The following is a 25,059-nucleotide window of genomic DNA, read 5'->3' on the forward strand; positions in this document are numbered from 1 at the left end:
AATATGAAATTATCAAAATATATCGTTCTCGGTGCCATCGCTCTCTCATCGCCCGCTTTCGTTGCGTGTGTGGGTGACCTTGATGTGACTCCCGAGAATCCGACGACAAAAACAGAAATCTCCACTGCCGAAGAACTCTACGGAGAACTTGCCGGTATCTACGGCGGTCTTGTATTTGAAGGCGGTATTACAGTTGACGACGGCGGAACTGGTGTCTACACACGTCAGCTCTGGAACCTTCAGGAACTCTGTTCCGACGAAACACTCATCGGTTCGAACTGGGCCGACGGCGGTATCAACGAGCTCGTCTACTCCACATGGTCGCCTGACAACCACTGGCTCTACGAATGCTTCTCGCGCTTCAACTACCAGATTGCAATCGTCAACCAGTTTCTCCGCGACCTTCACAAATATGGCAGCCTGCTTCCCGGAAGCGACAATCTGTCTGTCGAAGTATTCGACGCAGAAGCCCGCACCCTCCGCGCGCTTTCATATTATCACATGATCGACATTTTCGGCGTAGGCCCGTGGACAACAGAGGATTCTCCTGTCGGAGTGACACCTCCCACCTACGACCGCAAGCAACTTTTCGAAGCTGTGGTGGAAGACCTTGCCAATGCAATCCCCAACCTCGTTCCCGCCTCTCAGCAGGTCTACGGACGTCTTTCCCGCGAAGCCGGCTACATGCTCCTTGCCAAACTCTACCTCAACGCCGAAGTCTACACAGGCGAGCCACGCTGGCAGGACTGCGCAAACGCATGTAACGAAATCCGCAAGACAATCGACACCCTTGCACCGACCTATAAATATCTCTTCTGTGCCACCAACGACAAGTATGTGGGCAACGGTGAAATCATCTGGGGTATTCCTCAGGACGGAACTACCCTCACCACATACGGCGGTACTACCTATATCTCGGGCGGCAGCTACCGTGGCGACTCAGAACTCCTCAAGACCCTCGGACTCGCAGTGTCGGGATGGGAAGGTCCCCGCGTCCGCGAAGAACTTTCAAAAGCGCTTCTTCCCAACGATGCACGACGTCTTATCTACGAAGGAGAATACACCGAGGACATACAGGACCTCAGCGACAAGAATCAGGGCTACATGTGCGTGAAGTTTGTCTACACTCCTGAGGACGACTACAAAAACGAGAAACAGGAGACTCCCTATTGCAACACAATTTTCAACCCTGCCGATTTCCCCCTCTTCCGTCTTGCCGACGTATATCTGATGCTTGCAGAATGTGAGCTTAACGGCGCACAGGGATGCAACGGTCTTGAGATGATGAACCGTGTGCGTCAGCGTGCCGGTCTCGCAGATGTAAGAACTCTCACCGCCGAAAATATCCTTGACGAGCGTATGTGTGAGCTCTATTGGGAAGGACACCGCCGTTCCGACCTTGTACGTTTCGGAAAATTCGCAGGTTCAAACTATAACTGGAGCTGGAAAGGCGCGAATGCCAACGGAGCTAACGTACAGGCTTACCGCAATGTCTACTGTGTGCCCACCCAGTTTGTCTCTACCCTTGGTCAGAATCCCGGCTACTAATGATTTAAAATGGTTTCATCAATGAAAAAGTTATATATTTTAGCATCTCTTGCGGTAGCCGCCGCTGCTTTCACATCGTGTGAGGCTGACAAAGAGCCAATCTACCACGCTCCCGAGCCGGCTACTTTTGTTCTCAACACTCCTCCGATGGCCAATCAGCTCTACATCCTTCAGGATGGAGGAACTGTCTCACTCACTACATCACAACCCGACTACGGTGTAGCCACCACAACCCAATATTCTGTCGATGTCACTCTTGACAATGAGTTCGTAGAGGCGACAGCTGAAGGAGGCGAGGCAAACTACATGACCTTAACACCCAAAGTCCCGACTCAGGCCAAAATCGAACTTGATGCGAAAGAGCTCGACGAAGTACTTTGCAAGCTCATGGGTGTCAGCTCTTTTGCTCAGTATCCAGAAGAAGGAATCGCCCCTGTCAAGGTTACAATGCGCGCACATGCGTGGATTACAAACGTCGCTTCAAGCCAGTGCGTGTCCAACAATATCGTACTTGAGGCAGTGCAGCTGTTCAATCCGTTCCCGGAAGTGCCCAGATTCGTTTATTTTGTCGGAGCTCCGACAGGCTGGACCGAACCGTCGGAAGCCAATGCCAAACTCTATGCCAACTGGGCTATCGAAGAGACCGGTGTCGGAACAGGAATATTTGAAGGTTCTGTGAACATACCTGCCGGCGCTCAGGAATTCCGATTCTACACTCAGCTCGCAGGCTGGGATGCTCCCAACGCTTCACTTGGCGCACAAACAGCCGGCTCTGTGGTCAACTTCAGCAATACCGACATCTTGCTTGACCCGACCTACACCCAGAACAACTGGAAGACCGATGAAAGCTGGGCCGGTGGCGATGTGACATTCGTCTTTGACCTCACCGATGCAGATGCTCCCAAAATCACTGCCAAAGAAGGTAAATTCGTTAAAGAAACCTACGTATATCTTGTAGGCTCGATGGCAGGATGGGCAGAACCAAGCGAAGCAAGCGCAGCTGTCTATGCAAACTGGCGTCTTATCGACCGTGAAGGAGAAGGTATCTACACCAATACGTTCAACATTGCAGCCGGCGATCTTTATTTCAGAATTTATCCTGAACTTACCGGCTGGGGAGCCACTCCATATTCGTCAGACAATGGAGGTTCAGACCTGACAATGACTCTCGGCGACGCTTACAAATGCGTTACCGGCGAAGGCTGCTGGACATTCAACTGGGGCGGCGGTGACCTCACTTTCACACTTGATACAACAGCCGATCCTGCGACGCTCACTGTATCATCCGCCACTGAATAAATCTAAATTCCCTGCCATCGGTAAAATGATGGCAGGGTCACAAAAATCAGAATCAGAAAAACGATAATGAAAAAATCAGTATTATTCGGCATATTTGCTATAGGCATCGGACTTGTCTCCTGCGACAATGACTTCGACTTCCCCAACCCTCCCGGCCAGTCAAATCCGCAAGAACCAATCTACGATTCCGCCAATCTAACCATTTCGTCAATCGTATCAGGCACAATCAACCTTGACGAAGCAAACAACAGCGACACGCTTGTTCCCCTCGCGGAGATCACAGCATCCGACAGTCTTGTAGCCGGCTATGAACTCAAGTTTGTAGGCCAGATGGCTGCGACAGACGCATTCTCGACTCCCGCAGAGTTTCCCGTAGAACTTCAGGAAACACAGCTCATGGCCAATCCCGATGACCTTGACGCTGCCTTCCATGAAGTTATGAAGACTCTCGACCCTGCATCCAAGGAAACCCACATCCGTTATATAGCCTATGCGGTCGAAGGATCCAATTATATGCGTCTCGGCGGTGAAAACGTCTACTACTGCCCCATGACAGCCACGATGTCGCCGTTCGCTCCTGAATTCACAATCGAAGAGGAGTATTACATTGTCGGCACATGCACTAACGGCACGCTCGACATCGACAAGGCTATAAAAATGACCAACAGTGGCATCAGTCCCTACGACGATCCCTCGTTCTCAGGCATGATTGAAGTCAGCCCTGACCAAGCGGCCGGCGGTTATGAATGGGCAATTGTTCCCCGTTCGACCATCATTGCAGGTTCAGGTATCGTAATCGCACCCGACGCTGACCTCGCCGATGAAAAAAGCGGCTATCTCAAGGACTACACGTCACTCGGCACTTACGGCATGATCAACGAGGCAAGCAAATTCCTCCTCACTGTCAATCTTAAGCCCGAAGACGGCTTATACAGCTACGATATAGCTTATGCTTTCGACAACCTCTGGACTCCCGGTCCTGCCAACAACTGGAGCGCTGGTGCATCACAGATGCTCTACACCAATAATTACAAGAACTATCAGGGATATGTCCATATCGACGGTGAATTCAAATTCACATCGGCTCCAGACTGGGATCACACCAACTTCGGTTTTGCCGAAGCAGGAAAGCTCTCGACCGACGGAGGCGCAGGCAACCTGAATGTAACCCAGAACAATGAACCCTTCGGAAACAGCCTCTACTGGTGTACCGCCGACATCGTTGCCCTCACCTACACCACCACACCGATTGAATCAATCGCCATCATCGGCGATGCAACTGTCGGCGGATGGAGCGAAGAAACCAAAATGACTCCCTCTGAGGATCTCCTCACATGGACTCTCAAGACAACGCTCACCAACGGTGAATTCAAGTTCCGAGCCAACAACGACTTGAACATCAATCTCGGAGGTTCTCTTGACAATCTGACTATGGATGGAGCCAATATTACAGCACCTGTCACCGGTGAAGTGACCATCACCCTCGACCTCAGCTCACTCCCCTACACAGCTACCATCAAGTAAAATTTAAGAGTAAATTTTAAGGACTAAATTAAGGACTAAGTACGAAGGAGTAAGGACTAAGTTATGTACAAAGGACTAAGTACCAAATAATCCTTCATATCTTCCACTTGAAACTTAGTACTTAATACTCAATACTTAAAACTTGATACTTAGTACCCGATACTTAGTACTCAATACTTAAAACTTGCTACTTGGTGCAACGCACCCAATTGCCCTTTATTTCAATCAGAAGAGCCGCCCGGCATATCCGTTGTTAACGGAAGTTGCCGGGCGGCCATATTTTTATCACATATTTCACCTCATCGGAAAAAAATATTAAATTTGCATTCCGACAATGCTTTAAAACAATACCGGTAAACCAGCCATGAATCTTAAATCGACTTTTATCACTACCGCCCTTTTATTGGGTGCGTCGCTCACGTCCGGTTCACAGGTGCTCACCGTCCGCACCGACAAACCCGGAGCAGAAGTGCAGCCAACCATGTACGGACTGTTTTTTGAGGACATTAACTATGCCGCTGACGGCGGACTTTACGCCGAAATGGTCAAAAACCGCTCCTTCGAATTCCCGCAGTCACTGATGGGCTGGGAAAGTTTCGGAAATGTGACCGTAAGAGACGACGGCCCATTTGAACGCAACCCGCACTACGTCAGGCTTACCCCTGCCGGCCACGGGCACAAATCGACAGGTCTCAGCAACGAAGGTTTCTTCGGTGTGGCCTTCCGCAAGGGAGAGACATACAGGTTCAGCGTATGGGCACGCACACCAGCTGACGGGAAAAAATCGAAAATACGGGTGGAACTGACCGACCCGGCCTCGATGGGCGAGACTCAGGTCATGGCCTCACAGACTATTGAAATAGACTCCAAGGAATGGAAACGCTACACCGCCACACTCACCCCGTCGGCCACTGTGGCGAAAGGCCGTCTGCGCGTCTTCCTCGACTCCGGCAACGGCTGCGATCTCGAACACGTGTCGCTCTTCCCCGCCGACACATGGAAAGGGCATGAAAACGGACTGCGCAAAGACCTTGCACAGAAACTCGCCGACATCCATCCCGGACTGCTGCGCTTCCCCGGCGGATGTATAGTAGAGGGCACAGACCTGCAGACACGCTACCAATGGAAAAACAGTGTCGGGCCGGTCGAAAACCGTCCGCTCAACGAAAACCGATGGCACTACACCTTCCGCCACCGCTTCTTCCCAGACTATTACCAGAGCTACGGACTCGGATTTTTCGAATATTTCCGGCTTGCAGAGGAAATCGGAGCTGAACCGCTCCCTGTCCTCAGCGTAGGACTGGCGTGCCAGTATCAGAACAAGGACATGGGCGCGCATGTCCCGACCGACAGTCTGAAACCATATATCGACGACGCTCTCGACCTCATCGAGTTTGCCAACGGGCCGGTCGAAAGCGAGTGGGGAAAACTGCGTGCCGACATGGGACATCCGTCACCCTTCAATCTCAAATTCATTGCCATCGGCAACGAGCAGTGGGGACCGGAGTATCCCGAACGCCTTCAGCACTTCGTCAAGGCCATACGCGATAAATATCCCGACATAAAGATTGTCGGCTCATCCGGACCGAGCGCATCGGGCGATAAATTCGACTATCTCTGGCCTGAGATGAAACGATTGAAAGCCGACCTCGTTGACGAGCACTACTATCAGCCCGAAGAGTTCTTCCTTACCCAAGCCGATCGCTACGACAGCTATGACCGCAAAGGCCCGAAAGTCTTCGCCGGCGAATATGCCTGCCACGGCAAGGGCAAAAAGTTCAACCACTTCAACGCCGCCCTTATGGAAGCTGCCTTCATGACAGGTCTCGAACGCAATGCCGATGTCGTACACATGGCCACCTACGCGCCGCTCTTCGCCCACGTCGAAGGCTGGCAGTGGCGTCCCGACATGATATGGTTTGACAATCTCAACTCCGTCGCAACCGCAAGTTACTATGTGCAGCAGCTCTACGCCACATACAAAGGCTCACGCGTGCTCCCGCTGACACTCGACGGACATCCTGTGGCCGGCAAGGAGGGACAGAACGGACTCTATGCCTCGGCGGTCATCGACGACAAGACGGATGAATATATCGTAAAAGTCGCCAACACCTCCGGCTCGCCACGCGAACTGACCCTGAAATTCGACGGACTGAAAAAATCACGCAAATTCAGCGACGGACATGCAATCACACTGTCGGCCGACGACCCGGATGCAGACAACACAGTCGACAATCCCTCCCGCATCGTCCCGTCTGAGAGCCGGCTGACAGTTGACGGCAACACCATCCCGGTCACCATTCCGGCCAAGACATTTGCTGTCTACATCCTCAAATGATAACTTGAGATTAAAATTAAGAGGTACAGAAATTCAGAAATGACAAAAATAACAGACTTTTTATTTAATTCACTTGGTTATGGCGAATAATCGTCGTCTCCAAATGACAGAAATAAAAAGTCTGTTATTTTTGTCATTTCTGAATTTCTGTACCCCTCCAATACCAGACAGCACAGGCAGTCAGAAACCTTTTTTACATAGCGTTGCCGTTGATTTTGAGATTAAAGAAACGGACATCGGCTGCCTGACCGTTGAGAAGGAACGCGCCTGTCTGCACGCCGTCGAAGCTTGAATTCTTCACCTCAACATTGTAGACATTGCAGCGGTCATCGTAAGCGTCGATATAGACACCATACTTGCTCTTTTTGCAGGTCACGTTGTCGAGATAGACATTGCGCACGATAGGAGCGTAGGCACGGTTGCAGATTTCTTTCGGATCGTAGATGAGATTGATTTTCAACACTGCCTCCTTGCATTCGCCCACCTCAACGTTGCGCACATAGACATTCTCGATGATGCCTCCTCGGCAATTGTTGGTCTTGATACGGATCACACGGTCAAGGAGCGGAGAGTCCATCTGGCAGTTCTCGACGAAAAGGTTACGGTAGCCACCTGAAATCTCACTGCCGATCACCACGCCGCCATGACCGTTTTTCATACGGCAGTTGCGCACGATGATGTTTTCCGACGGACGACCGTCGCGACCGTCGCGGTTACGGCCGCTCTTGATGGCGATGCAGTCGTCGCCGGTGTCGAAGTAGCAGCCTTCGATAAGCACATTCTTGCAGGCATCAGGATCACAGCCATCGCCATTGGGACCTTCGTTCTGCACATGGACATTGCGGACGATCACATTGTCGCAGAGTGCGGGGTGAATCACCCAGAACGGAGAGCGGAGCATCGTCACACCTTCGATAAGCACATTCTTGCACATCATCGGATTGACAAGCTGCACACGCATGCCGTAACCGTCGCCGAGACGGCGCTGCTCTACGGGCACACCCTTTTCATTCCATTCAAGAAGAATAGGACGGCCGATTTTCTGCGACACGATTCCCTCTTCCCAGCCGAAATGCCTTGCGCCACACATGCGCCACCAGTTTTCAAACTTACCGCCGCCGTCGAGAGTACCCTTGCCGGTAATGGCTATGTTTTCCTGCTCGAAAGCATAGACCATCGGCTGATAGTTATAGCAGTCGACACCTTCCCAACGAGTGCGCACGATAGGATATTCCTTCAGGTCAGAAGTAAACAGCAGTGTGGCACCCTCTTCAAGATGAAGGTTGACATTGCTCTTAAGCGTAATCGGACCTGTCAGCCAAGTTCCGGCCGGAATCACCACACGGCCTCCGCCTTCCTTGGAACAGCGGTCAATAACCTTGTTGATGAGTTCTGTATATAGGTAACCTTCGGTATTAGATTTTTTGCCGTATTTGAAAATCGGATAATCCTTATCGCGGAAAGTCGGAGCCTGAATGGCCTTCTCGATTTCAGGATAAAGCTCGACCCAAGCCTTGGCCGATTCCTTATCGCGCGCGGCTGCTTTTTCTTTTGCGGATTGCGACTGAGCCGAAGCAGTCCCGGCGAAACTTCCGCCACCGAGCGCACATGCAAGCAGAAGTGCGATGACTGATTTTTTCATGGATCTCATTTATTTTTTGTTATTTTTGTAAAATCTCTGCAAATATAGCGATTATCCGCCGAAAACACAAAAAGGGTACTGAGCGACAGCGAGACGCAGACCACGGTGGCGTTTTACGGTACTGTGATGGCATTATTGTGTCATTTTCACTGTATCTTGCTGATATTTACAAAAAAATGCTTACCTTTGCGCCTCAAAATCGTTAATATCTAAGAAGAATGATGGACACAACACCTGCGACACCTCAGGTCGACCTCATTTTTGAGGTCAGCTGGGAAGTGTGTAACAAGATCGGCGGTATCTATACCGTCCTGTCCACTAAGGCAAAAACCTTACAGAAGCTCTACAAAGACAAAACAATTTTTATCGGACCTGACGTATGGACTTCTGAAAATCCATCGCCTTGGTTTACAGAATGTAAAGTTGACGGATTGTCTGCATGGGCCAAAAACGCCAAACTCCCTGACAGTGTGAGTGTCAGGGTAGGCCGTTGGGAAATTCCCGGACGACCCATAGCAGTGCTTGTAAAATTCGACGGCATGTATGCCGTAAAAGATGAATTCTACGGCGAAATGTGGCAGCGTTTCGGAGTCAATTCTCTCCATGCTTATGGAGACTACGATGAAGGCTGTGCGTTTGCCCACGCCTCAGGAATCGTCATCGAATCAATCATAGCAAGCGGTTATGGCTCAAAGCTCACTCCTACCGGACGAATCTCAAAGAAATATCAACCCCGCATGGTGGCCCACTTCGACGAGTGGACTACAGGAATGGGTCTTCTCTACGTGAAATGGAAACTGCCACAGGTAGCCACCGTTTTCACCACCCACGCCACAAGTATCGGGCGCAGCATCTGCGGCAACAACAAGCCCCTCTACGACTATATGAAGGGCTATAACGGCGACCAGATGGCCGCCGAGCTCAACATGGAAGCCAAACATTCGCTTGAAAAATGCGTGGCTCATGCCGCTGACATTTTCACCACTGTCAGCGACATCACAGCAACTGAATGTGAACAGCTCCTTGAACGTCGTCCCGATGTCGTCACGCCCAACGGCTTCGAAAAGAATTTCGTCCCCTCGGCCGCGAAATATCCGGAGGCACGCAAGACCGCTCGCGACCGAATGCTGACCGTTGCTTCGGCTTTGACCGGCAAACGCATGGATGACAATACATTTATCGTCATTACCAGTGGACGCTGCGAATACCGCAACAAGGGTCTCGACCTTTTCCTTGACATGTGTGAGGAACTCAAACACCGCCGTCTCTGCCGCAACGTGCTGGCATTCGTCATGGTGCCCGCATGGCCAAAGGAAGCCCGCAGCGACCTTGCCGGAAGAATGGCCGGAATGAACGATACTCCGTTTGTAAATGACGAAGCTCCTCTTGCCGACCCGGTGCTCACCCACTGGCTCAACAACCCAGATTCGGATGCGGTCAACAGCCGTATCCACTCGCTTGGCTTCACCACCCTTGACCCGCGTGTGACAGTCATATATGTGCCCTGTTACCTCAACGCAACCGACGGAATTTTCAATCTTTCGTACTACGACCTTCTGCCGGGTGCAGACGCAACGGTGTTCCCCTCATATTATGAACCGTGGGGCTACACTCCGCTTGAAAGTGTCGCCTTCGGAGTCCCGACCGTCACCACATCACTTTCCGGATTCGGACAGTGGGTATTAAAAGTATCGGAAAACTACTTCGACGAATGCGGTGTCAACGTCATCGGCCGTGGTGATTCAAACTACCGCAGTGTGGTTGAAAACATCTCCCATTCAATCGAATACCTCACATGTGCTGACGAAAAGGAAACAAAGAAGATCCACAAGGCAGCCATGCGCACCGCAGCCGAGGCCGCATGGCCGGAATTCATGGTCTACTACGACCAAGCCTATGCCCTCGCCCTCGACAAAGCCGCCGAGCGTGTGAAGATGATTAAAAACAGATAATCTCTGTACCATAAAAAAAGACTACCCAATAGACAAGCAACATAACTCTAAAAAGAATATGAAACTGCCAGTAAGCAAAACTAATGCCCCCGTTTGGCGCGACATTACTGTAAAATCTGTGCTTCCCGAGGCATTGAAACCTCTCGAAACCCTCTCACGCAACCTGTGGTGGGTATGGAACAGCGCAGCCAAAAATCTATTCCGTGATCTTGACGCCGATCTCTGGCGTGCAACAGGCGAAAACCCCGTCATGCTTCTTCAGCAGCTCTCCAACGAGCGCCTTGAAGAAATCATGAACGATCCTGAGATGATGGAACGCATCAAAGTGGTGTTTGACATGTTTAACGACTACATGTCGAAACCCATGCGCAAGGATATTCCTTCGGTTTCCTATTTCTCAATGGAATATGGCCTCTGCAACTGTCTGAAGATCTATTCCGGCGGTCTCGGCGTCCTTGCCGGCGACTACATCAAGGAAGCATCCGACAGCTGCGTTGACATGACCGCCATCGGCTTCCTCTACCGCTACGGCTACTTCACCCAGTCGCTCAGCGTCGACGGACAGCAGATCGCCAACTACGAGCCTCAGAACTTCAACCAGCTCCCCATCGAACAGATGACCGACGGCAACGGCCATCCGATGATTCTTGAAGTACCTTTCCCCGGCCGTATCATCTACAGCCACATCTGGCGTGTGAACGTAGGCCGCATGAAGCTCTATCTTCTCGACACCGACTTCGACATGAACAGCGAATGGGACCGTCCCATCACCCACCAGCTCTACGGCGGTGACTGGGAAAACCGTATCAAGCAGGAATATCTCCTCGGCATCGGCGGTGTGCTCGCTCTCAAGAAACTCGGCATCCACAACACCATCTACCACGCAAACGAAGGCCACGCAGCGCTCCTCAACCTCCAGCGTTTAGTCGACTACGTTGAAAAAGGTCTCGACTTCACAACAGCACTCGAACTCGTGCGCTCGTCAAGCCTCTACACCGTACACACCCCCGTGCCCGCAGGCCACGACTACTTCGACGAAGGTCTCGCCCACAAATATCTCAACGAATTCCCCGGCCGTCTCGGCATCACTTGGCAGGACCTCATGAACATGGGCCGCGAGAACCCCGACAGCCAGGACCGCTTCTCAATGAGCGTATTCGCCCTCAACACCTGTCAGGAAGCAAACGGCGTAAGCTGGCTTCACGGAGAGGTTTCAAAGAAAATGTTTGCCGGCGTATGGAAAGGCTACTCTTGGGAAGAAAGCCATGTAGGCTACGTCACCAACGGCGTACACATGCCGACATGGGCTGCCAGCGAATGGAAATCGTTCTACGCTGAAAAACTCGGCGATCAGGTGTTCAGCCACCAGAGCGACCCCAAGGCATGGGAAGGCATCTTCAAAGTGAAAGACGAAGAAATCTGGAATATGCGCACGACGATGAAGAACAAATTCATCAACTTCGTCAAGCGTGATTTCAAGGCCAAGTGGCTCGCTAACCAAGGCGATCCATCAGCGGTAATCAAAATCCTCGAACGCATCAACCCCAACGCACTTATCATAGGTTTCGCACGCCGTTTCGCCACCTACAAGCGCGCTCACCTTCTCTTCACCGACCTCGACCGTCTCGCACGCATCGTAAACAACGAGCAGTTCCCCGTACAGTTCATCTTCTCAGGCAAGGCACATCCCGCCGACGGAGCAGGACAGGGACTCATCAAGCGCATCACTGAAATCTCGCGCATGCCCCAGTTCCAAGGCAAGATTATCTTCCTTGAAGACTACAACATGATTGTTGCAAAACGCCTCGTGACCGGTGTCGACATCTGGCTCAACACCCCGACCCGTCCTCTCGAAGCGTCAGGCACATCAGGCGAAAAGGCCGAGATGAACGGTGTGCTCAACTTCTCAGTGCTCGACGGATGGTGGTATGAAGGCTACCGTCTCGACGAAAAGGCCGGCTGGGCTCTCACCGACAAGCGCACATTCACCGATCAGAGCCAGCAGGACAAACTCGACGCAGCGACCATCTACTCGATGCTCGAAAACGAGATTATCCCCCTCTACTTTGCCAAGAACTCCAAGGGCTATTCTCCCGAATGGATCCAGTATATCAAACGTTCAATCGGCCACATCGCTCCACAATACACAATGCAGCGCATGATCGAAGACTACATCGAGCGTTTCTACGAGCCGGAAGCAAAGCGTTTCGACAAGATCTCAGCCGACAGCTTCAAGCTTGCCAAGGAAATCGCAGCATGGAAAGAGAAAGTGGCAGCCGCATGGGATGGCGTGAAGGTTCTCGAAGTCAGCACAGACCGCGACCTCTCGCAGCACACCAACAGCGGTGAGGCATTCACGACAACCATCAAGATTGATGCCAACGGTCTTGCCGACGACCTCGCTCTTGAGCTTGTCATCGACAAAGTTCATGACAATCAGGAAAGCCGCGTAGGAAGCGTGCCGTTCAAGGTGGTTTCAAAGGATGGCAACATCGTCACCTTCCAGCTTGCCGACAAGCTCCGCGATCCGGGCGTGTTCCGCTACAGCTACCGTCTCTATCCCAGCAACCCCGAACTCCCCCACCGTCAGGACTTCGCATTCGTACGCTGGATCTAATCGACCGATACAATAGTTAAAAACGATATTATCCGCCTGATTCCCGACAAAGGAGTCAGGCGGATATTATTTTTGAAGGCTGTTTAACAAATATTGAATATAATGGCAAAATATGCTCAATAACATATAAAATTTGAAAACTATACTTAATATGACATGTTATTGTAGTATATACGCCGCCACTCCGAGCAACATGACAGAGCCCTACGGCAGAACAATCTTGATAAAAATAAAATCTTTAACTTCCTAATCAAATTCTCACATGGAGAAGCGACTCGTTTCAACACTACGCAACGCCACATGCGCACTATTCTTTGCCGTTGCCACCACTCTCTCGTTTGCACAGGATGCCACTCCTGCAAAGAAAATCAAAGACCATCGCACCAACCCTGAGGTTTTCTTCCTTCAGGAAGGTGATGTCCCCAACAGTTATCTGCTGCTACCTCCTCCCCCTGACGGTGCTTCAATCACATTCCTTAACGATCAAGCCCGCTATACATGGGGCAAGACCATGCGTAACACCCCGCGAGGCGACCAAGCTGTCACCGATGCCCGGGTCGAAGGCAACGGAGTGCCTGAAGCTTTTTCAGAAGCATTCGGTGTAGAGATTGACGAGAACACTCCCGAAATCCTCAAACTTGTGGTCGGAATGCGCGAAGACGCAGGCGACCTCGGCACCCGCGAGGCAAAGAACTACTACAACCGCCAGCGACCGTTCTCATTTTATTCGGAAGATACCTGTAACCCCGAACAGCAGGAGGAACTTTCTACCAACGGATCATATCCTTCAGGCCACACATCCATCGGCTGGGCGACAGCGCTGGTTCTTGCCGAAATCAACCCTGAGCGCCAGAACGAAATCCTCAAACGCGGATATGAGATGGGCGAAAGCCGCGTCATCTGCGGTTACCATTTCCAGAGCGATGTCGATGCCGGACGTATCACAGGAGCTGTCACCGTCGCACGCCTCCATGCTGACCCGGCTTTCCAGACTCAGCTCGAAAAAGCCAAAGCCGAATTCAAGAAGCTGAAAAAGCAAGGTAAAGTCGCAAAAGGCACACCAGTCCCGACCAAAACCACAACGGACTGACCGACCTGAAAAACGAATAATGTAAAAACACATCCGCTCTTTCCTCACATCACAACAACTCTATCCTTTTTTACCAGACTTTCATCTTTGTTTTTAACTACTGAAAGACACAAACACACGACTATTATGAAAAAGATTATATTTGCTCTTGTGACAGCTACAGCATGCGCTCTCCCGTCAATGGCCGAAGACGAAGCCCCGAAACTTTCAGTCAAGCCTACCGGCCGAATCCTAATGGACGGTGCAGTCTACATGGGAGGCAACGGAGACATCAAGAATGACGAAGAGGACACAAAATTTGTCGACGGCGTAGCTATTCCCGACCTACGTCTCGGTGTCAAGGCGAGCTATGGCAAATGGAAAGCAAAAATAGATGTCGGTTTCGGCTATGGTAAAGTAGGTCTGAAGGACACATATCTCGAATATGATTTCAATCCGGCCAATCTCATCCGCGTAGGTTACTTCGTCCCGCAATGGGGACTGAACTCAGAGACGAGCTCGTCAATGAAGCAGACTTATGAGGAACCTACATCCAATGAATTCTTTTATGCCAATCCCCGTCTGCTCGCCGCAATGTGGGTCTATGACAAAGACCAGTTCTTTGCAGGAACTTCAGTATTCTCGGAAGCAGCAGCAATGACACAGAATGCCACTGCTATGGGCAAACAAGGCTGGGGCGCACAGACTCGTCTCGTATGGCGACCGATGCACAGCGACGGCGATGTGTTGCAGATAGGTTCATCCTTCAACTATTCGTCACCGACAGCCTTTGACCATACAGGTTTCGAATACAGCGCCAATTTCCCGAGCCGAGTTTCAAAAGTGCCCGTACTCTCTGCCGGCATCGACCATGCGCGCGGACTCTTCAAGATGACACCCGAACTACTCCTTATAAAAAGTAATTTCGCTCTTGAAGCCCAGTACTACTACATGAACGTAGCACGCAAGGACGGTTTCAGAAACTACACCGCACAGGGTGCCTACGGTATGATACGAACACTGCTCATCGGATCGCAATATACCTATTCACACGCCGATGCCGGTGTCGCCACTCCGGCCAAAGGCTCACTTGAATTCGTGTTGGGCTACAACTACACAAACGCGTCTGATTCCAAGGCCGGAATCAAGGGAGGTATCATGAACGACATCAACTGCACGTTCAACTACTACATCAACTCATGGATGCTCGCCCGTCTGCGCTATTCCTACAGCACGGTCCGCAACAGAGACGTTGAAAACCTGCTCCCAAAACGCCACGTAAACATTCTTGAAGCCCGTCTTCAGATTATATTCTAAGAGCCTCCAAACCTCTCACGGACCTCAGAAACGATAAAGAGTTGCAGACGTCTGCAACTCTTTATCGTTTCTCCTTATATATCCCTGTCACTTAGAAGTCATGATCTGCAGCACAAGGCGGTCGGTCTCGTTCATGGCCTCACGCCCGATAGAGGTCAGATTGTGGATGGTCGCATCGACATCCTCGCTGATTATACCTTCGGCTGACGACACACACTTTCCGTTCATGGCAAGCATGGCCGACATCATGGCTGTCGACACTCCTGACGAAATCTTAAGCGCGCACGACGGTTTCGCTCCGTCGCAGATCATACCTGTAAGATTCGCAACCATGTTCTTGACTGCCGAGCAGACCTCACTGAAACCTCCCCCCATCAGATAGACGATGGCCGCCGATGCACCTGTAGAGGCTACAACACATCCGCAGAGCGCCGACAGACGTCCAAGACTCTGCTTGATGTAGATGCTCGTGAGATGACTAAGGATGAGCGCACGGATGGTCTGCTCCTCTCCGGCCTCCATATCGGCGGCAAAGCTGACCACAGGCATAGTTGCAGTGATGCCCTGATTGCCGCTTCCTGAGTTTGACATCACAGCAACCGGTGCGCCACCCATGCGTGCATCGCAGGCGGCAGACGTGTATGAAATCATGTGTTCGACCGGTGTATCACCGTAATATTTCAGTCCGTAGTTGCGTATGGTAGCGCCGAGCGAATGCCCGTAATCGCCGGAAAGCGCAGTTTCAGCCGCGGCCAAGTTCAGCCGTTTCGCTTCAAGGATGAATGAAATCTCGTCGACCGGCGTCTCTGTTGCAAATTCATAGACGGTAGCGAGATCAAGAGCGACATCATCGGTGCTTTCGGCGGCATCGCCTGTGGCATCTTCGCAGAGAAGGGTCTCACCGTTCTTCTGAAGAAGAATGAAATGGGTGTGTTCACACGAAATCACCGCTCTCGCCTTGTTTCCGTCATCGTCAGAAACTGTCACATCGACGTGGAGCTTCGAGGGGGCTGTTTCATCATGTGAAATCGAAATACGCCCTTCGGAAATATAGCGTGTGCCCGTCTCGACAGCCTCGGGTGTTACATCCTTCAGCACTTCAAGGCCATATTCCGACTTCCCGACGAGAGCGCCGAGCGCCATTGCGATGGGTAGTCCGATCATCCCTGTCCCGGGATTCCCACTCCCATTGCATTTTTCAACATGTTACCGCTCAGAGCCACCTCTATGCGTGCAGGAAGCACACCGAGAAGCTCAGAGGCCTTAGCCACACAAAGAGCCACCGCAACAGGTTCGGTACAGCCTATGGCCGGCACAACTTCGCTATTGATAAGCGCGATAATCTTCTCTCTTTTTGATTCACTTACCATATCTTCTGTGAATATTAGATGTATCGGTATTTAAAATTAAGGTTACCTCGGCAAAGGTACGCCATTTACATCACCGAAACAAGCAAACAGGATTAATTTAAAAGCATGGTTATTTACAAAAACGTAAATTTGCACAGGAGTGTAACACTTTGCCGTAACACAGACAAAAGTCAGGGGAGGACACTGCAAGCAGCATCCTCCCCCTGTTTTTTCTGGAGCGGTTTCCGGCCTTTTTATTCCATATAGCCAAACGACCGCAGTTTGTTCTCGCGGTTACGCCAATTCGGCTCGACTTTTACAAACAGCTCAAGGAACACGCTCTTGTCAAAGAATTTTTCAATATCCTTGCGTGCCTCCATGCCGACTTTTTTGATTTTGCTTCCCTGATGGCCGATGATGATACCCTTCTGGGAATCTCTCTCGACATAGATGACGGCCATAATGTGGATTGACTTATCTTTTTCCTCGAATTTCTCTACTATGACTTCCACCGAATAGGGAATCTCTTTCTCATAAAGAGTCAGAATCTTCTCACGGATTATTTCAGTGACAAAGAAACGGGCAGGCTTGTCGGTCAGGGCATCCTTGCCGAAATAAGGTGCGGACACAGGAAGAAGCTCCACTATGCGTTTGAGAAGATTGTCGGTATTGAAACCCTCCTTGGCTGAAATTGGGAAGACCTCGGCATTAGGCAGAATGCCGCGCCAGCGTTCGGTGAGATCTTCGAGTTCCTTCTGTTCCTTTACGAGGTCAATCTTGTTGATGACGAGGAGCACCGGTATCTTTTCTTTGGCAACCTTCGCGAGAAAGTCGGCATTTTTCGAGGGGTCTTCAACCACATCGGTGACATAGATAAGCACATCTGCATCCACCAAAGCACCCTCGCTGAAATTCAGCATGCTTTCCTGAAGCTTGTATTTGGGCTGAAGGACACCGGGAGTGTCGGAAAACACAATCTGATAGTCGGGCGTGTTGACAATACCCATTATGCGGTGGCGTGTAGTCTGGGCTTTGGAAGTTATGATGCTTATGCGTTCGCCTACGAGGTCGTTCATTAGAGTCGACTTTCCGACATTCGGATTACCGACAATATTGACAAATCCTGCTTTATGTTCCATATCGCTGATTTTTCTGTTTTGATGATTATAATTATTGACTATAATTATAAACAAAAATAGCACCTGAAAAGATGCTATTTCCGTTTAAAATTACAGAGAGTGCCTTTTCCGTCGTCATGACGTCAAGCCACATTTCAATGATGTCAGGGTTCTGATCAGAGATCCCAGATAATGTACATAGCGCCCCATGTGAAGCCTGCGCCGAAGGCGGTAAGGATGATTTTGTCACCCTTCTTCAGACGGTCCTGATATTCATCAAGACAGAGGGGAACGGAAGCAGCCGAGGTGTTTCCGTATTTCTCGATATTCACAAGCACCTTGTCATTGTCGATGCCAAGGCGTGAACCTACGGCTTCGATGATACGGAGATTGGCCTGATGTGAAACAAACCAGTCGATATTGTCAACGGTGAGACCGTTGCGGTTCATCACTTCAAGCGATGATTCAAGCATGTCGGTCACAGCGTTCTTGTAGACATTGCGACCGTCCTGAATTACGAAATGCTGCTGTGCGTCGACTGTCTCGTGAGAAGCGGGAAGCACAGAGCCGCCGGCGGGCATCCAGAGATGTTCGAGACCCTCGCCGTCAACGTGGAACACTCCGTCCATCACACCGACATTCTCTTCGGTCGGTTCGAGGAGCATCGCACCGGCACCGTCGCCGAAGAGCGGACATGTAGCGCGATCCTGATAGTTGGTCATCGACGACATCTTTTCAGCCGCAACAACAACCACCTTCTTGCGAAGACCTGAACGGACATAAGCCGAACCGTCCTCAAGCGCAACAAGAAATCCGGCGCATGCAGCCTGCACGTCGTAGGCGTAGGCATTCTTGAGGCCAAGCTGGTGGGCGATTACCGAACCGGTCGACGGGAAGCGGTAGTCGGGATTGGAAGTGGCGCAAATGAGAAGGTCAACTTCCTCAGGCTTTGTTCTGGTGCGTTCGAGGAGTTTCTCGACAGCCTTGATACCGAGATATGACGAACCTTTGCCGGGTTCGCGAAGGATTCGACGTTCCTTGATGCCTACACGGGTGGTAATCCACTCGTCGTTCGTGTCGACCATCTTCGACAGCATTTCGTTGTCGAGGATATCGTCAGGCGCATAGGAAGCTAATCCTGAAATTCGTGCATGGAGCATAACTAAATTTCGATTTAAAGTTAGCGGAGGTCAGCTGACGTCACTTTATCATGTAATACTAATATAAACCATGCGCGAGTCTGACCGACCCGCGGATGGTTGATATTTTCTGAACACTCCGTTCAATAAGTTCATCCCGCAAGTCTGCCTGAGCCGCGCGAGATTCATTGCGTAAAAGCCGGCTTGGCTTAGACAGCTGCTGTCTTTTCGATGGCGATGTGTCCGCGATAGTAACCGCATTCACCGCATACGGTGTGATACAGATGCCATGAACCGCAGTTGGGGCAGAGGGCGAGTGTGGGGACTACAGCCTTGTCATGTGTACGACGCTTTGCTGTACGGGTCTTTGATTGCTTGCGTTTAGGATGTGCCATGATTTATTATTATTTTTTGTTTTGCTTGATGAAATGTGAAAACACGTATATTATCTATTTATCTTGACCGTTCCGGCTGGGCGTTTCAGTCAGACGGTTCTGAGGGGTCTGTCGCAAGTTTTTTCAGCGCGTCCCACCGGGAATCGACAGGCTGCTGAGATTCTCCGGGAGTGTCGGGGGCAGCTTCCATCGAATCCATCTCGTCCATCAGCTGATCGGTAAGCTCTGCGTCCTCATCGTCAATCTTGGTCGCGCGGTGCTTGCGGAGCAGTGCGCTCATAGCGCGGTTGCACTTGCCGAGAGGGTGGACATGCTTGACCGGTATGGCCAGTGATGCGGTGTCGAAAATCATATATGACACGTTCAGCCAATTTTCGCTTTCAGGAATGATGAGCAATTCATCGGTTTCCGAGTAGTCATCGCCATACTTAACGGCGATGTCGTATGTAGCGTCAATCGGATGGATGAGATCATCAAGACAACGGTCACATATAAGCGTGACAGTTCCGGTGACATGGAATGCAAGATTATAAATATCATGCTTGTGAGTCACCGTCAGCCTTACCGTAAGGTCGGCATCGTGTATGTCTGCACTCTCCATGTTAACGAAAAACTGCTTGCCGAGATGATATTCAAACTCTTGAACACCTTCGGGGATGTTTTTCAATTGGAGGCGGAATTCTGAAAATTTTCCCACAACAATATTGATTGAAAAAACTGCGCAAAGGTAGTCAAAAAGTTTCATAAATCAAAACAAAACGCGCCAAAACAGCAATTTTCGATGAAACCTGACATTTTCGTGGGATAACGAAGAGCAGGGAAACCACGGTTTTCACCCGGCGGCATCCCTGCACTTCGTCAAAATATCATAACTGACGGGCCATAGGCCAATCCATCGACAGGCTATCAGAGCTATGTCGCTATCATTTCCGGATTAGCCCGGCTGACCGCACAGTGCCGTCAGATTTCCTTGCTGTCGATTTCCGACATGAGCTTGAGAGCGTCGACATACTGCATTATGCCGTCAGACACCTTGCGGGCATCCTGCATGGCATGCACCACAGTTGCAGGACGGTTGGTGACATCGCCTCCGGCAAACACACCCTTGCGGCTCGTCATGCCGTAGGGTGTCTCACGGGTAAGGACATATCCCTTGTCATCAACCTTTATACCTTCTGTGGTCGAGACTATTCGGCTCGCAGGCTGGCTGCCGACAGCCATCACAATCCTGTCGGCCGGAAGGACAATCTCCTCTCCTTCATGGTTAATGGTGACCTCTTTTATGATTCCGTTCTCGCCACGGATTTCAGTAATCGAGGAATTCCACATAAACCGGACTCCTTCATTGACGGCATCGTCATACTCTGCCCTCAGAGCGCTCATATTCTCAATCGACCTGTGGTAGACAACTGTAACCTCCTTGGCATCCATGCGCAAAGCCGTACGGGCGGCATCCATAGCGGTGTTGCCGCAGCCGATGACAAAAACTCGGTCATTTTCCTTAACCGGGATTTCATCACGGCTGATAAGCCCCGAATTATAGAGGCTTACACGGCGGAGGAAGTAGATGGCCTGACGGACTCCTTCGTAGTCTTTTCCGGGAATAGAAAGCTTCTTGGGCTTACCTGTGCCCGTACCCATGAAAATAGCATCGAAACCTTTCTCGAACAGGTCGTCAACAGTAAAATCCTTGCCGATGGTTACATTACAGTGTATGCGCACACCAAGCTCACAGATTTTTTTGATTTCGTTGCGGACCACCTCTTTCGGCAGACGGTATTCGGGAATGCCGAGCATCAGCACACCGCCGGCCTCAGGCTCCATTTCGAAAATCTCCACATCGAAGCCCTTGCGTGAAAGTTCACCAGCGACCGTAAGGCCGGCGGGACCGCTGCCGATGACTGCCACTCGGCCACGGGTCTTCGGACAAGATTCTCGCGTGTGAGATTCATAGCGCTGTCGAAATCAGCGACGAAACGTTCGAGTTTGCCGATATGGATATGGGCGTTTTTCTTGTTAAGGATGCAATTACCCTCACACTGACGCTCGTGGGCGCAGACCCTGCCGCAGACTGCCGGCAGATTGCTCTTCGCGTTGATGATGGCCATCGCATTGCCGAGATTGCCCATCGAAAGTTCCCGTATCCAGTCGGGCATGTCGTTGCTGATGGGACAGCCTTTCTTGCACAAGGGATTTTTACAGTGAAGACAGCGTTTCGCTTCCTCTATAGCCTCAAGCATCGTGTAGTCGTCGGAGGCTGAATCATTGATTTTTCTATTCATTGTCAAAATTGATTATTCGTTTTGTGATGATAAGTCCGGTCCGTCGTGACGGTAACGGAAATAATCAAAATGTGTTTTCCCATAGCCTTCCGTTGTCGAATAGGCATATATGCCGGTTCTGACACCTTTCCAGAAACCTTCTTTCATTTCAAAGGCTTCTCCGAGTGGCATGTAGTTTTTCCCGTCAAGGCTATAGCTGAAACGGAAATCACCATCTACGGTGTCAATCGACAGTCGGACGTTCACTTTCCCCGGCTCTGCCACTTCAAACGGCCTGCGGAACACCACCGAACTGTCGTTTTCCATATAGACCGATGTCACACGACGGCCATTAACGTCCTCGACCATGACACCGCCTCCGACAAATTGCTTGCCAAGGCATTCAAGCCCGCTCCTGTCGCCCGGCTTCATATCGGATATGTCGAAAGAAAGTTCCGCCTCCGAGCGGAAGCCCATTATTTTTTGTGTGAGCTGATTGCGTGCGGTGCGCAGCATCGGCGACTGCATAGGGATTATGGTCAGGCATCCTTCACGATGGCCGAAAGATATATTTCCGGGCACAGGATTATGATTGGTCTGCCACTGGATTTCCAGCCGTCTCTCATCGAACTCGTCGGATGTCTGAGGCACTTCACGGCGTGATAATCCGGCCAACGGCTTAGGACATATCTTCATAGGCTCGCCCACTCCGTTGCCGTCATAGTCTTCCCCGATGAAAGGAAAGCCGTCAATCCATTTCACAGGCTGGAGATGGACGACACGGCCACGCGCCCCGGCCGACTGGAAATGATAGAACCACCAGTCGCCGTCGGGTGTGTCGACAAGCGCCCCCTGATGCGGGCCATTGACATCAGTACTTCCCCTTTCGAGCACACGGCGTGACTCATAAGGGCCATAGACATCCTTGGAGCGAAGAACCGTCTGCCATCCTTTGCTGACACCGCCTTCGGGAATACTTATATAATAGTAGCCGTCCTTTTTAAACATTTTAGGGCCTTCGGCAACCGGACCTTTATAGACTGTCACTCCTTCATCGAGCAATTCACGTCCGTCGGGGCTCATACGATGAATTATTATAGGCCCTGCGCGATGACGGCTGCGCACAAGATAAGCGTCACCGTTATCATCCCAGAAAGGACAGGGATCTTCCCATTTGGCCACACCTTTTACAAGATGCAACGGACTCCACGGCCCGGCGGGATCCTCCGCAACGGTCATGAAGAGACCCTCTTCGGGAGTGCAGACAAAAATCCAGAATTTACCGTCGTGGTAACGCAAGGCAGGCGCCCATGTTCCTTCGGCATACTTTATCATGTCTCCATATCCGGGCATTCCGATATTGTCATATACCTGTCCGATGATACGCCAGTTGACCATATCGTCAGATTCCAGAACCGGCATACCCATGAAATGGAACTCGGAGCATGTCATGTAGTATTTGTCGCCCACACGGATCACATCAAGATCTGAATAGTCGGCATTGAGAACCGGATTTGCAAAAGTGCCGTCGCCTCTGTCGCCCCAAGCAAGAGCCAAGCCACCGTTACCGGCATGTCCTGCAACCGCGACAGCAAGAATCAAGGTTAAAATTATTATACTTCTACGTAACATCAGAACGTGTATTATACAATATGGGGTGCAAATTTACACAGATTTTTCTTCTATTTGGGACATTTCAGTTACAATTCTATCATATATATATGTATTTTGGATTTTTTCATTTATCTTTGCATTGTGGCGGTCTGACCCCAAAAGGAAGCTGACATCCGAAGGCGGTCAGACATACCGTCATCAGTACACCCTGCCATACCCTGAAACTTATAGGGCACCAGCCCGTCTATCATCATAACACAGAGCCAATATGTCTGTAGTGACAATCCTACGTCGTGCATTCGGTTTTTCGCCGGAAACCGAAGAGGAGGAAGGGGAATATGACCCGACAGTCCCCACCGATGCTGTCAACAATGATACGGAGACACCAACCGAATCTCCGACCGCACCGACAACACCTCACGAAGAACCGGAATCCGAGACATCGGACTCCGAAGCCGGTGACACACCTAAAGATGAGGACTCATCTGACCCGGACTCACAAACGACCTGTTTGACGCGGTAATCGACCTGTTCAACCGGACTCAGCCTGAATTCGTCAGGGAATGCCTTAACGTAGAAGCCCAGCGTCAATACATCCTTAACTCGCTCTCCGAATCGCTTCGTCAACGGGTCGATTCCGCCCTTTCAGCCGACAGCAAGATGTGGGAAAAAGAGCGAGAGGAGCTTCTGAAAAAAATAGCAGAACTTGAAGGAAGTGAAAATGAACTGTCATCGATTCGCGACGAAAACCGCAAACTCCGCCTGAGCGCTGACCGCCAGAAGCACGCTCTTCTCGACCGCATCAATGATCTGGAGGCACAGCTTACAAAACAAGTGCAGGAAAAAGAGCGCTTCTTCAGCCGTAAGCCCTCACACGATGCCGAGGAACTTGCCAAGGCTACGGCCCGGGTAAAAGGTCTTGAAGATGAAAGCGAATCGCTGAAAGCTAAAAATTCAGAACTCGAAATCCGTGGCAATGAACTCGAAACCCGAAGAAACGAGCTTGAGGCCAAAATAAAGGAACTCGAAGCCGAAAAAGCCGACCTGATATTGAAATCGGAGACTCAGATGGCGACTTCCACCGACATCCGTCCCGAGAATGACGAAAAGATGTCGGCATCGGAAGCGCTCATATCCGAACTTAAATCAAAAAATTCCGGTCTTGAAGCCAAGGTAGCGGAACTGGGGACAAAGATTCCACTGCTTGAGACACAGAACTCGGCTCTTGAACAGGACAACGAAGCAATGGCCGCCGAATGCGAGCGCCTGCGTGGAGAAGTCGTCCGGCAATTGACACTTAAGGAACAGCTTGAAGTCAAATGCTCGATGAGCGATGTGATGATAAACGACCTCCGCAATCAGGTGGCTGCAATGCGAAAAGAACTCGAACGGCAACAGAACGGTCAGGAGGATGTCGTCGGTCAGATTCAGGAACAGCTCGACCGGTTTGAGGAAATCAAAGCACGGAAGGATGCCAAAATCAACGAACTTCAGGAATCGAACGCGTCTCTTCACCGCACTATAGAGACAAATCTCTACAATCAGGCCAACAGCGAAATGAAGCTTCGCAGCGAAATCAAAAAACTGAAAGCCGAACTCGCCCGCCGGGATGCAACTCCGGAAGAACCGCGCACCTATGCTACCGGCCCGGTCAAGCTTCCCGCGCCTTCGCCCGAATCAGCAAAACCGGCTCCGGCCAAACGAAGAGGCCGTCCGAAGAAAGTGCGCATTGACAATAACCTTGACAACACCGACTGGTTCTCCGGAAAGCAGCAGCGAAATGAAGACCCTGATTTCGGCTATCATGAACCGCCGCGCAAGCCGGTCAACGACAACGAGGCTCAGCTGACCCTTTTCTGACCATTCCGCTATCCGGC

The 25,059-nt window shown here is 50.9% G+C and carries 16 protein-coding genes and 2 pseudogenes; 10 read left to right on the plus strand and 8 right to left on the minus strand.

Features of this window, described 5'->3' with window-relative positions; all coding sequences use genetic code 11:
• Positions 1–3 precede the first annotated feature (3 nt).
• The 4 genes from E7747_RS02870 to E7747_RS02885 all read left to right on the plus strand — a co-directional run bounded on the left by E7747_RS02870 (position 4) and on the right by E7747_RS02885 (position 6,709).
• The gene (locus E7747_RS02870) at positions 4–1,548 is read left to right on the plus strand and encodes a RagB/SusD family nutrient uptake outer membrane protein (RefSeq protein ID WP_136413979.1); all 1,545 of its coding nucleotides are present in this window, start codon (positions 4–6) and stop codon (positions 1,546–1,548) included.
• Positions 1,549–1,569: 21 nt separating this feature from the next.
• Positions 1,570–2,847 (plus strand): SusE domain-containing protein, encoded by a 1,278-nt coding sequence (locus E7747_RS02875; RefSeq protein ID WP_168185203.1) that lies wholly within the window; start codon positions 1,570–1,572, stop codon positions 2,845–2,847.
• A gap of 66 nt (positions 2,848–2,913) precedes the next feature.
• On the plus strand, positions 2,914–4,371 hold the full coding sequence (locus E7747_RS02880) for a cadherin repeat domain-containing protein (protein ID WP_136413983.1): 1,458 nt from the start codon (positions 2,914–2,916) through the stop codon (positions 4,369–4,371).
• 364 nt (positions 4,372–4,735) lie between these two features.
• On the plus strand, positions 4,736–6,709 hold the full coding sequence (locus E7747_RS02885) for an alpha-L-arabinofuranosidase C-terminal domain-containing protein (protein ID WP_136413985.1): 1,974 nt from the start codon (positions 4,736–4,738) through the stop codon (positions 6,707–6,709).
• 193 nt (positions 6,710–6,902) lie between these two features.
• On the opposite strand, the gene E7747_RS02890 is transcribed toward E7747_RS02885, so the two are convergent.
• Positions 6,903–8,351, minus strand: a complete 1,449-nt coding sequence (locus E7747_RS02890; protein WP_123614116.1) for a glycoside hydrolase family 28 protein — start codon at positions 8,349–8,351, stop codon at positions 6,903–6,905.
• A gap of 218 nt (positions 8,352–8,569) precedes the next feature.
• On the opposite strand from E7747_RS02890, the gene E7747_RS02895 reads away from it, so the two are divergent.
• The 4 genes from E7747_RS02895 (at position 8,570) to E7747_RS02910 (ending at position 15,306) form a co-directional block, all read left to right on the plus strand.
• Positions 8,570–10,303, plus strand: a complete 1,734-nt coding sequence (locus tag E7747_RS02895) for a glycosyltransferase (protein WP_455550227.1) — start codon at positions 8,570–8,572, stop codon at positions 10,301–10,303.
• A 58-nt stretch (positions 10,304–10,361) separates the two neighbouring features.
• Positions 10,362–12,920: an alpha-glucan family phosphorylase gene (glgP, locus tag E7747_RS02900; RefSeq protein WP_123614114.1), complete on the plus strand. Its 2,559-nt coding sequence runs from the start codon at positions 10,362–10,364 to the stop codon at positions 12,918–12,920.
• A 262-nt stretch (positions 12,921–13,182) separates the two neighbouring features.
• Entirely contained in the window at positions 13,183–14,010 is an 828-nt protein-coding gene (locus E7747_RS02905) for an acid phosphatase (RefSeq protein ID WP_123614113.1), read from the plus strand.
• A 126-nt stretch (positions 14,011–14,136) separates the two neighbouring features.
• The gene (locus tag E7747_RS02910) at positions 14,137–15,306 is read left to right on the plus strand and encodes a porin (RefSeq protein ID WP_123614112.1); all 1,170 of its coding nucleotides are present in this window, start codon (positions 14,137–14,139) and stop codon (positions 15,304–15,306) included.
• A gap of 87 nt (positions 15,307–15,393) precedes the next feature.
• Here the strand turns inward: E7747_RS02910 and E7747_RS02915 are convergent.
• From E7747_RS02915 to E7747_RS02945, 7 genes and pseudogenes are all read right to left on the minus strand, one after another.
• A pseudogene (locus E7747_RS02915) lies at positions 15,394–16,676 on the minus strand (L-cysteine desulfidase family protein).
• Positions 16,677–16,909: 233 nt separating this feature from the next.
• The gene (gene era, locus E7747_RS02920) at positions 16,910–17,794 is read right to left on the minus strand and encodes a GTPase Era (RefSeq protein WP_123614110.1); all 885 of its coding nucleotides are present in this window, start codon (positions 17,792–17,794) and stop codon (positions 16,910–16,912) included.
• Between the two features lie 155 nt (positions 17,795–17,949).
• Positions 17,950–18,933, minus strand: a complete 984-nt coding sequence (locus tag E7747_RS02925) for a beta-ketoacyl-ACP synthase III (RefSeq protein WP_136413987.1) — start codon at positions 18,931–18,933, stop codon at positions 17,950–17,952.
• Positions 18,934–19,121: 188 nt separating this feature from the next.
• Positions 19,122–19,307 (minus strand): 50S ribosomal protein L32, encoded by a 186-nt coding sequence (gene rpmF, locus E7747_RS02930; RefSeq protein ID WP_136413989.1) that lies wholly within the window; start codon positions 19,305–19,307, stop codon positions 19,122–19,124.
• 85 nt (positions 19,308–19,392) lie between these two features.
• Positions 19,393–20,004 carry a YceD family protein gene (locus E7747_RS02935; protein ID WP_168185204.1) on the minus strand — a complete coding sequence of 204 codons (612 nt, stop codon included), beginning with the start codon at positions 20,002–20,004 and terminating at the stop codon, positions 19,393–19,395.
• A gap of 263 nt (positions 20,005–20,267) precedes the next feature.
• Positions 20,268–21,589, minus strand: a pseudogene (locus tag E7747_RS02940) (NAD(P)-dependent oxidoreductase).
• Between the two features lie 12 nt (positions 21,590–21,601).
• Positions 21,602–23,170 carry a glycoside hydrolase family 43 protein gene (locus tag E7747_RS02945; protein ID WP_228449234.1) on the minus strand — a complete coding sequence of 523 codons (1,569 nt, stop codon included), beginning with the start codon at positions 23,168–23,170 and terminating at the stop codon, positions 21,602–21,604.
• 280 nt (positions 23,171–23,450) lie between these two features.
• Between E7747_RS02945 and E7747_RS02950 the strand changes: the two genes are divergently transcribed.
• Positions 23,451–23,705, plus strand: coding sequence for a hypothetical protein (locus E7747_RS02950; protein WP_136413995.1), 255 nt, complete (start codon positions 23,451–23,453; stop codon positions 23,703–23,705).
• A gap of 137 nt (positions 23,706–23,842) precedes the next feature.
• Entirely contained in the window at positions 23,843–25,042 is a 1,200-nt protein-coding gene (locus E7747_RS02955) for a coiled-coil domain-containing protein (RefSeq protein ID WP_136413997.1), read from the plus strand.
• The last annotated feature ends 17 nt before the right edge of the window (positions 25,043–25,059 follow it).

Source organism: Duncaniella dubosii (genome assembly GCF_004803915.1).
Classification (GTDB): domain Bacteria; phylum Bacteroidota; class Bacteroidia; order Bacteroidales; family Muribaculaceae; genus Duncaniella; species Duncaniella dubosii.

Bases quoted from the DNA above. Each gene is read 5' to 3' on its own strand.
- E7747_RS02955 (WP_136413997.1), top strand. From the start codon at position 23,843: ATGTGGGAAAAAGAGCGAGAGGAGCTTCTGAAAAAAATAGCAGAACTT.
- rpmF (WP_136413989.1), bottom strand. From the start codon at position 19,307: ATGGCACATCCTAAACGCAAGCAATCAAAGACCCGTACAGCAAAGCGT.
- glgP (WP_123614114.1), top strand. From the start codon at position 10,362: ATGAAACTGCCAGTAAGCAAAACTAATGCCCCCGTTTGGCGCGACATT.
- E7747_RS02880 (WP_136413983.1), top strand. From the start codon at position 2,914: ATGAAAAAATCAGTATTATTCGGCATATTTGCTATAGGCATCGGACTT.
- E7747_RS02910 (WP_123614112.1), top strand. From the start codon at position 14,137: ATGAAAAAGATTATATTTGCTCTTGTGACAGCTACAGCATGCGCTCTC.
- E7747_RS02895 (WP_455550227.1), top strand. From the start codon at position 8,570: ATGATGGACACAACACCTGCGACACCTCAGGTCGACCTCATTTTTGAG.
- E7747_RS02870 (WP_136413979.1), top strand. From the start codon at position 4: ATGAAATTATCAAAATATATCGTTCTCGGTGCCATCGCTCTCTCATCG.
- E7747_RS02885 (WP_136413985.1), top strand. From the start codon at position 4,736: ATGAATCTTAAATCGACTTTTATCACTACCGCCCTTTTATTGGGTGCG.
- E7747_RS02925 (WP_136413987.1), bottom strand. From the start codon at position 18,933: ATGCTCCATGCACGAATTTCAGGATTAGCTTCCTATGCGCCTGACGAT.
- E7747_RS02875 (WP_168185203.1), top strand. From the start codon at position 1,570: ATGAAAAAGTTATATATTTTAGCATCTCTTGCGGTAGCCGCCGCTGCT.
- E7747_RS02905 (WP_123614113.1), top strand. From the start codon at position 13,183: ATGGAGAAGCGACTCGTTTCAACACTACGCAACGCCACATGCGCACTA.
- E7747_RS02890 (WP_123614116.1), bottom strand. From the start codon at position 8,351: ATGAAAAAATCAGTCATCGCACTTCTGCTTGCATGTGCGCTCGGTGGC.
- era (WP_123614110.1), bottom strand. From the start codon at position 17,794: ATGGAACATAAAGCAGGATTTGTCAATATTGTCGGTAATCCGAATGTC.
- E7747_RS02950 (WP_136413995.1), top strand. From the start codon at position 23,451: ATGTCTGTAGTGACAATCCTACGTCGTGCATTCGGTTTTTCGCCGGAA.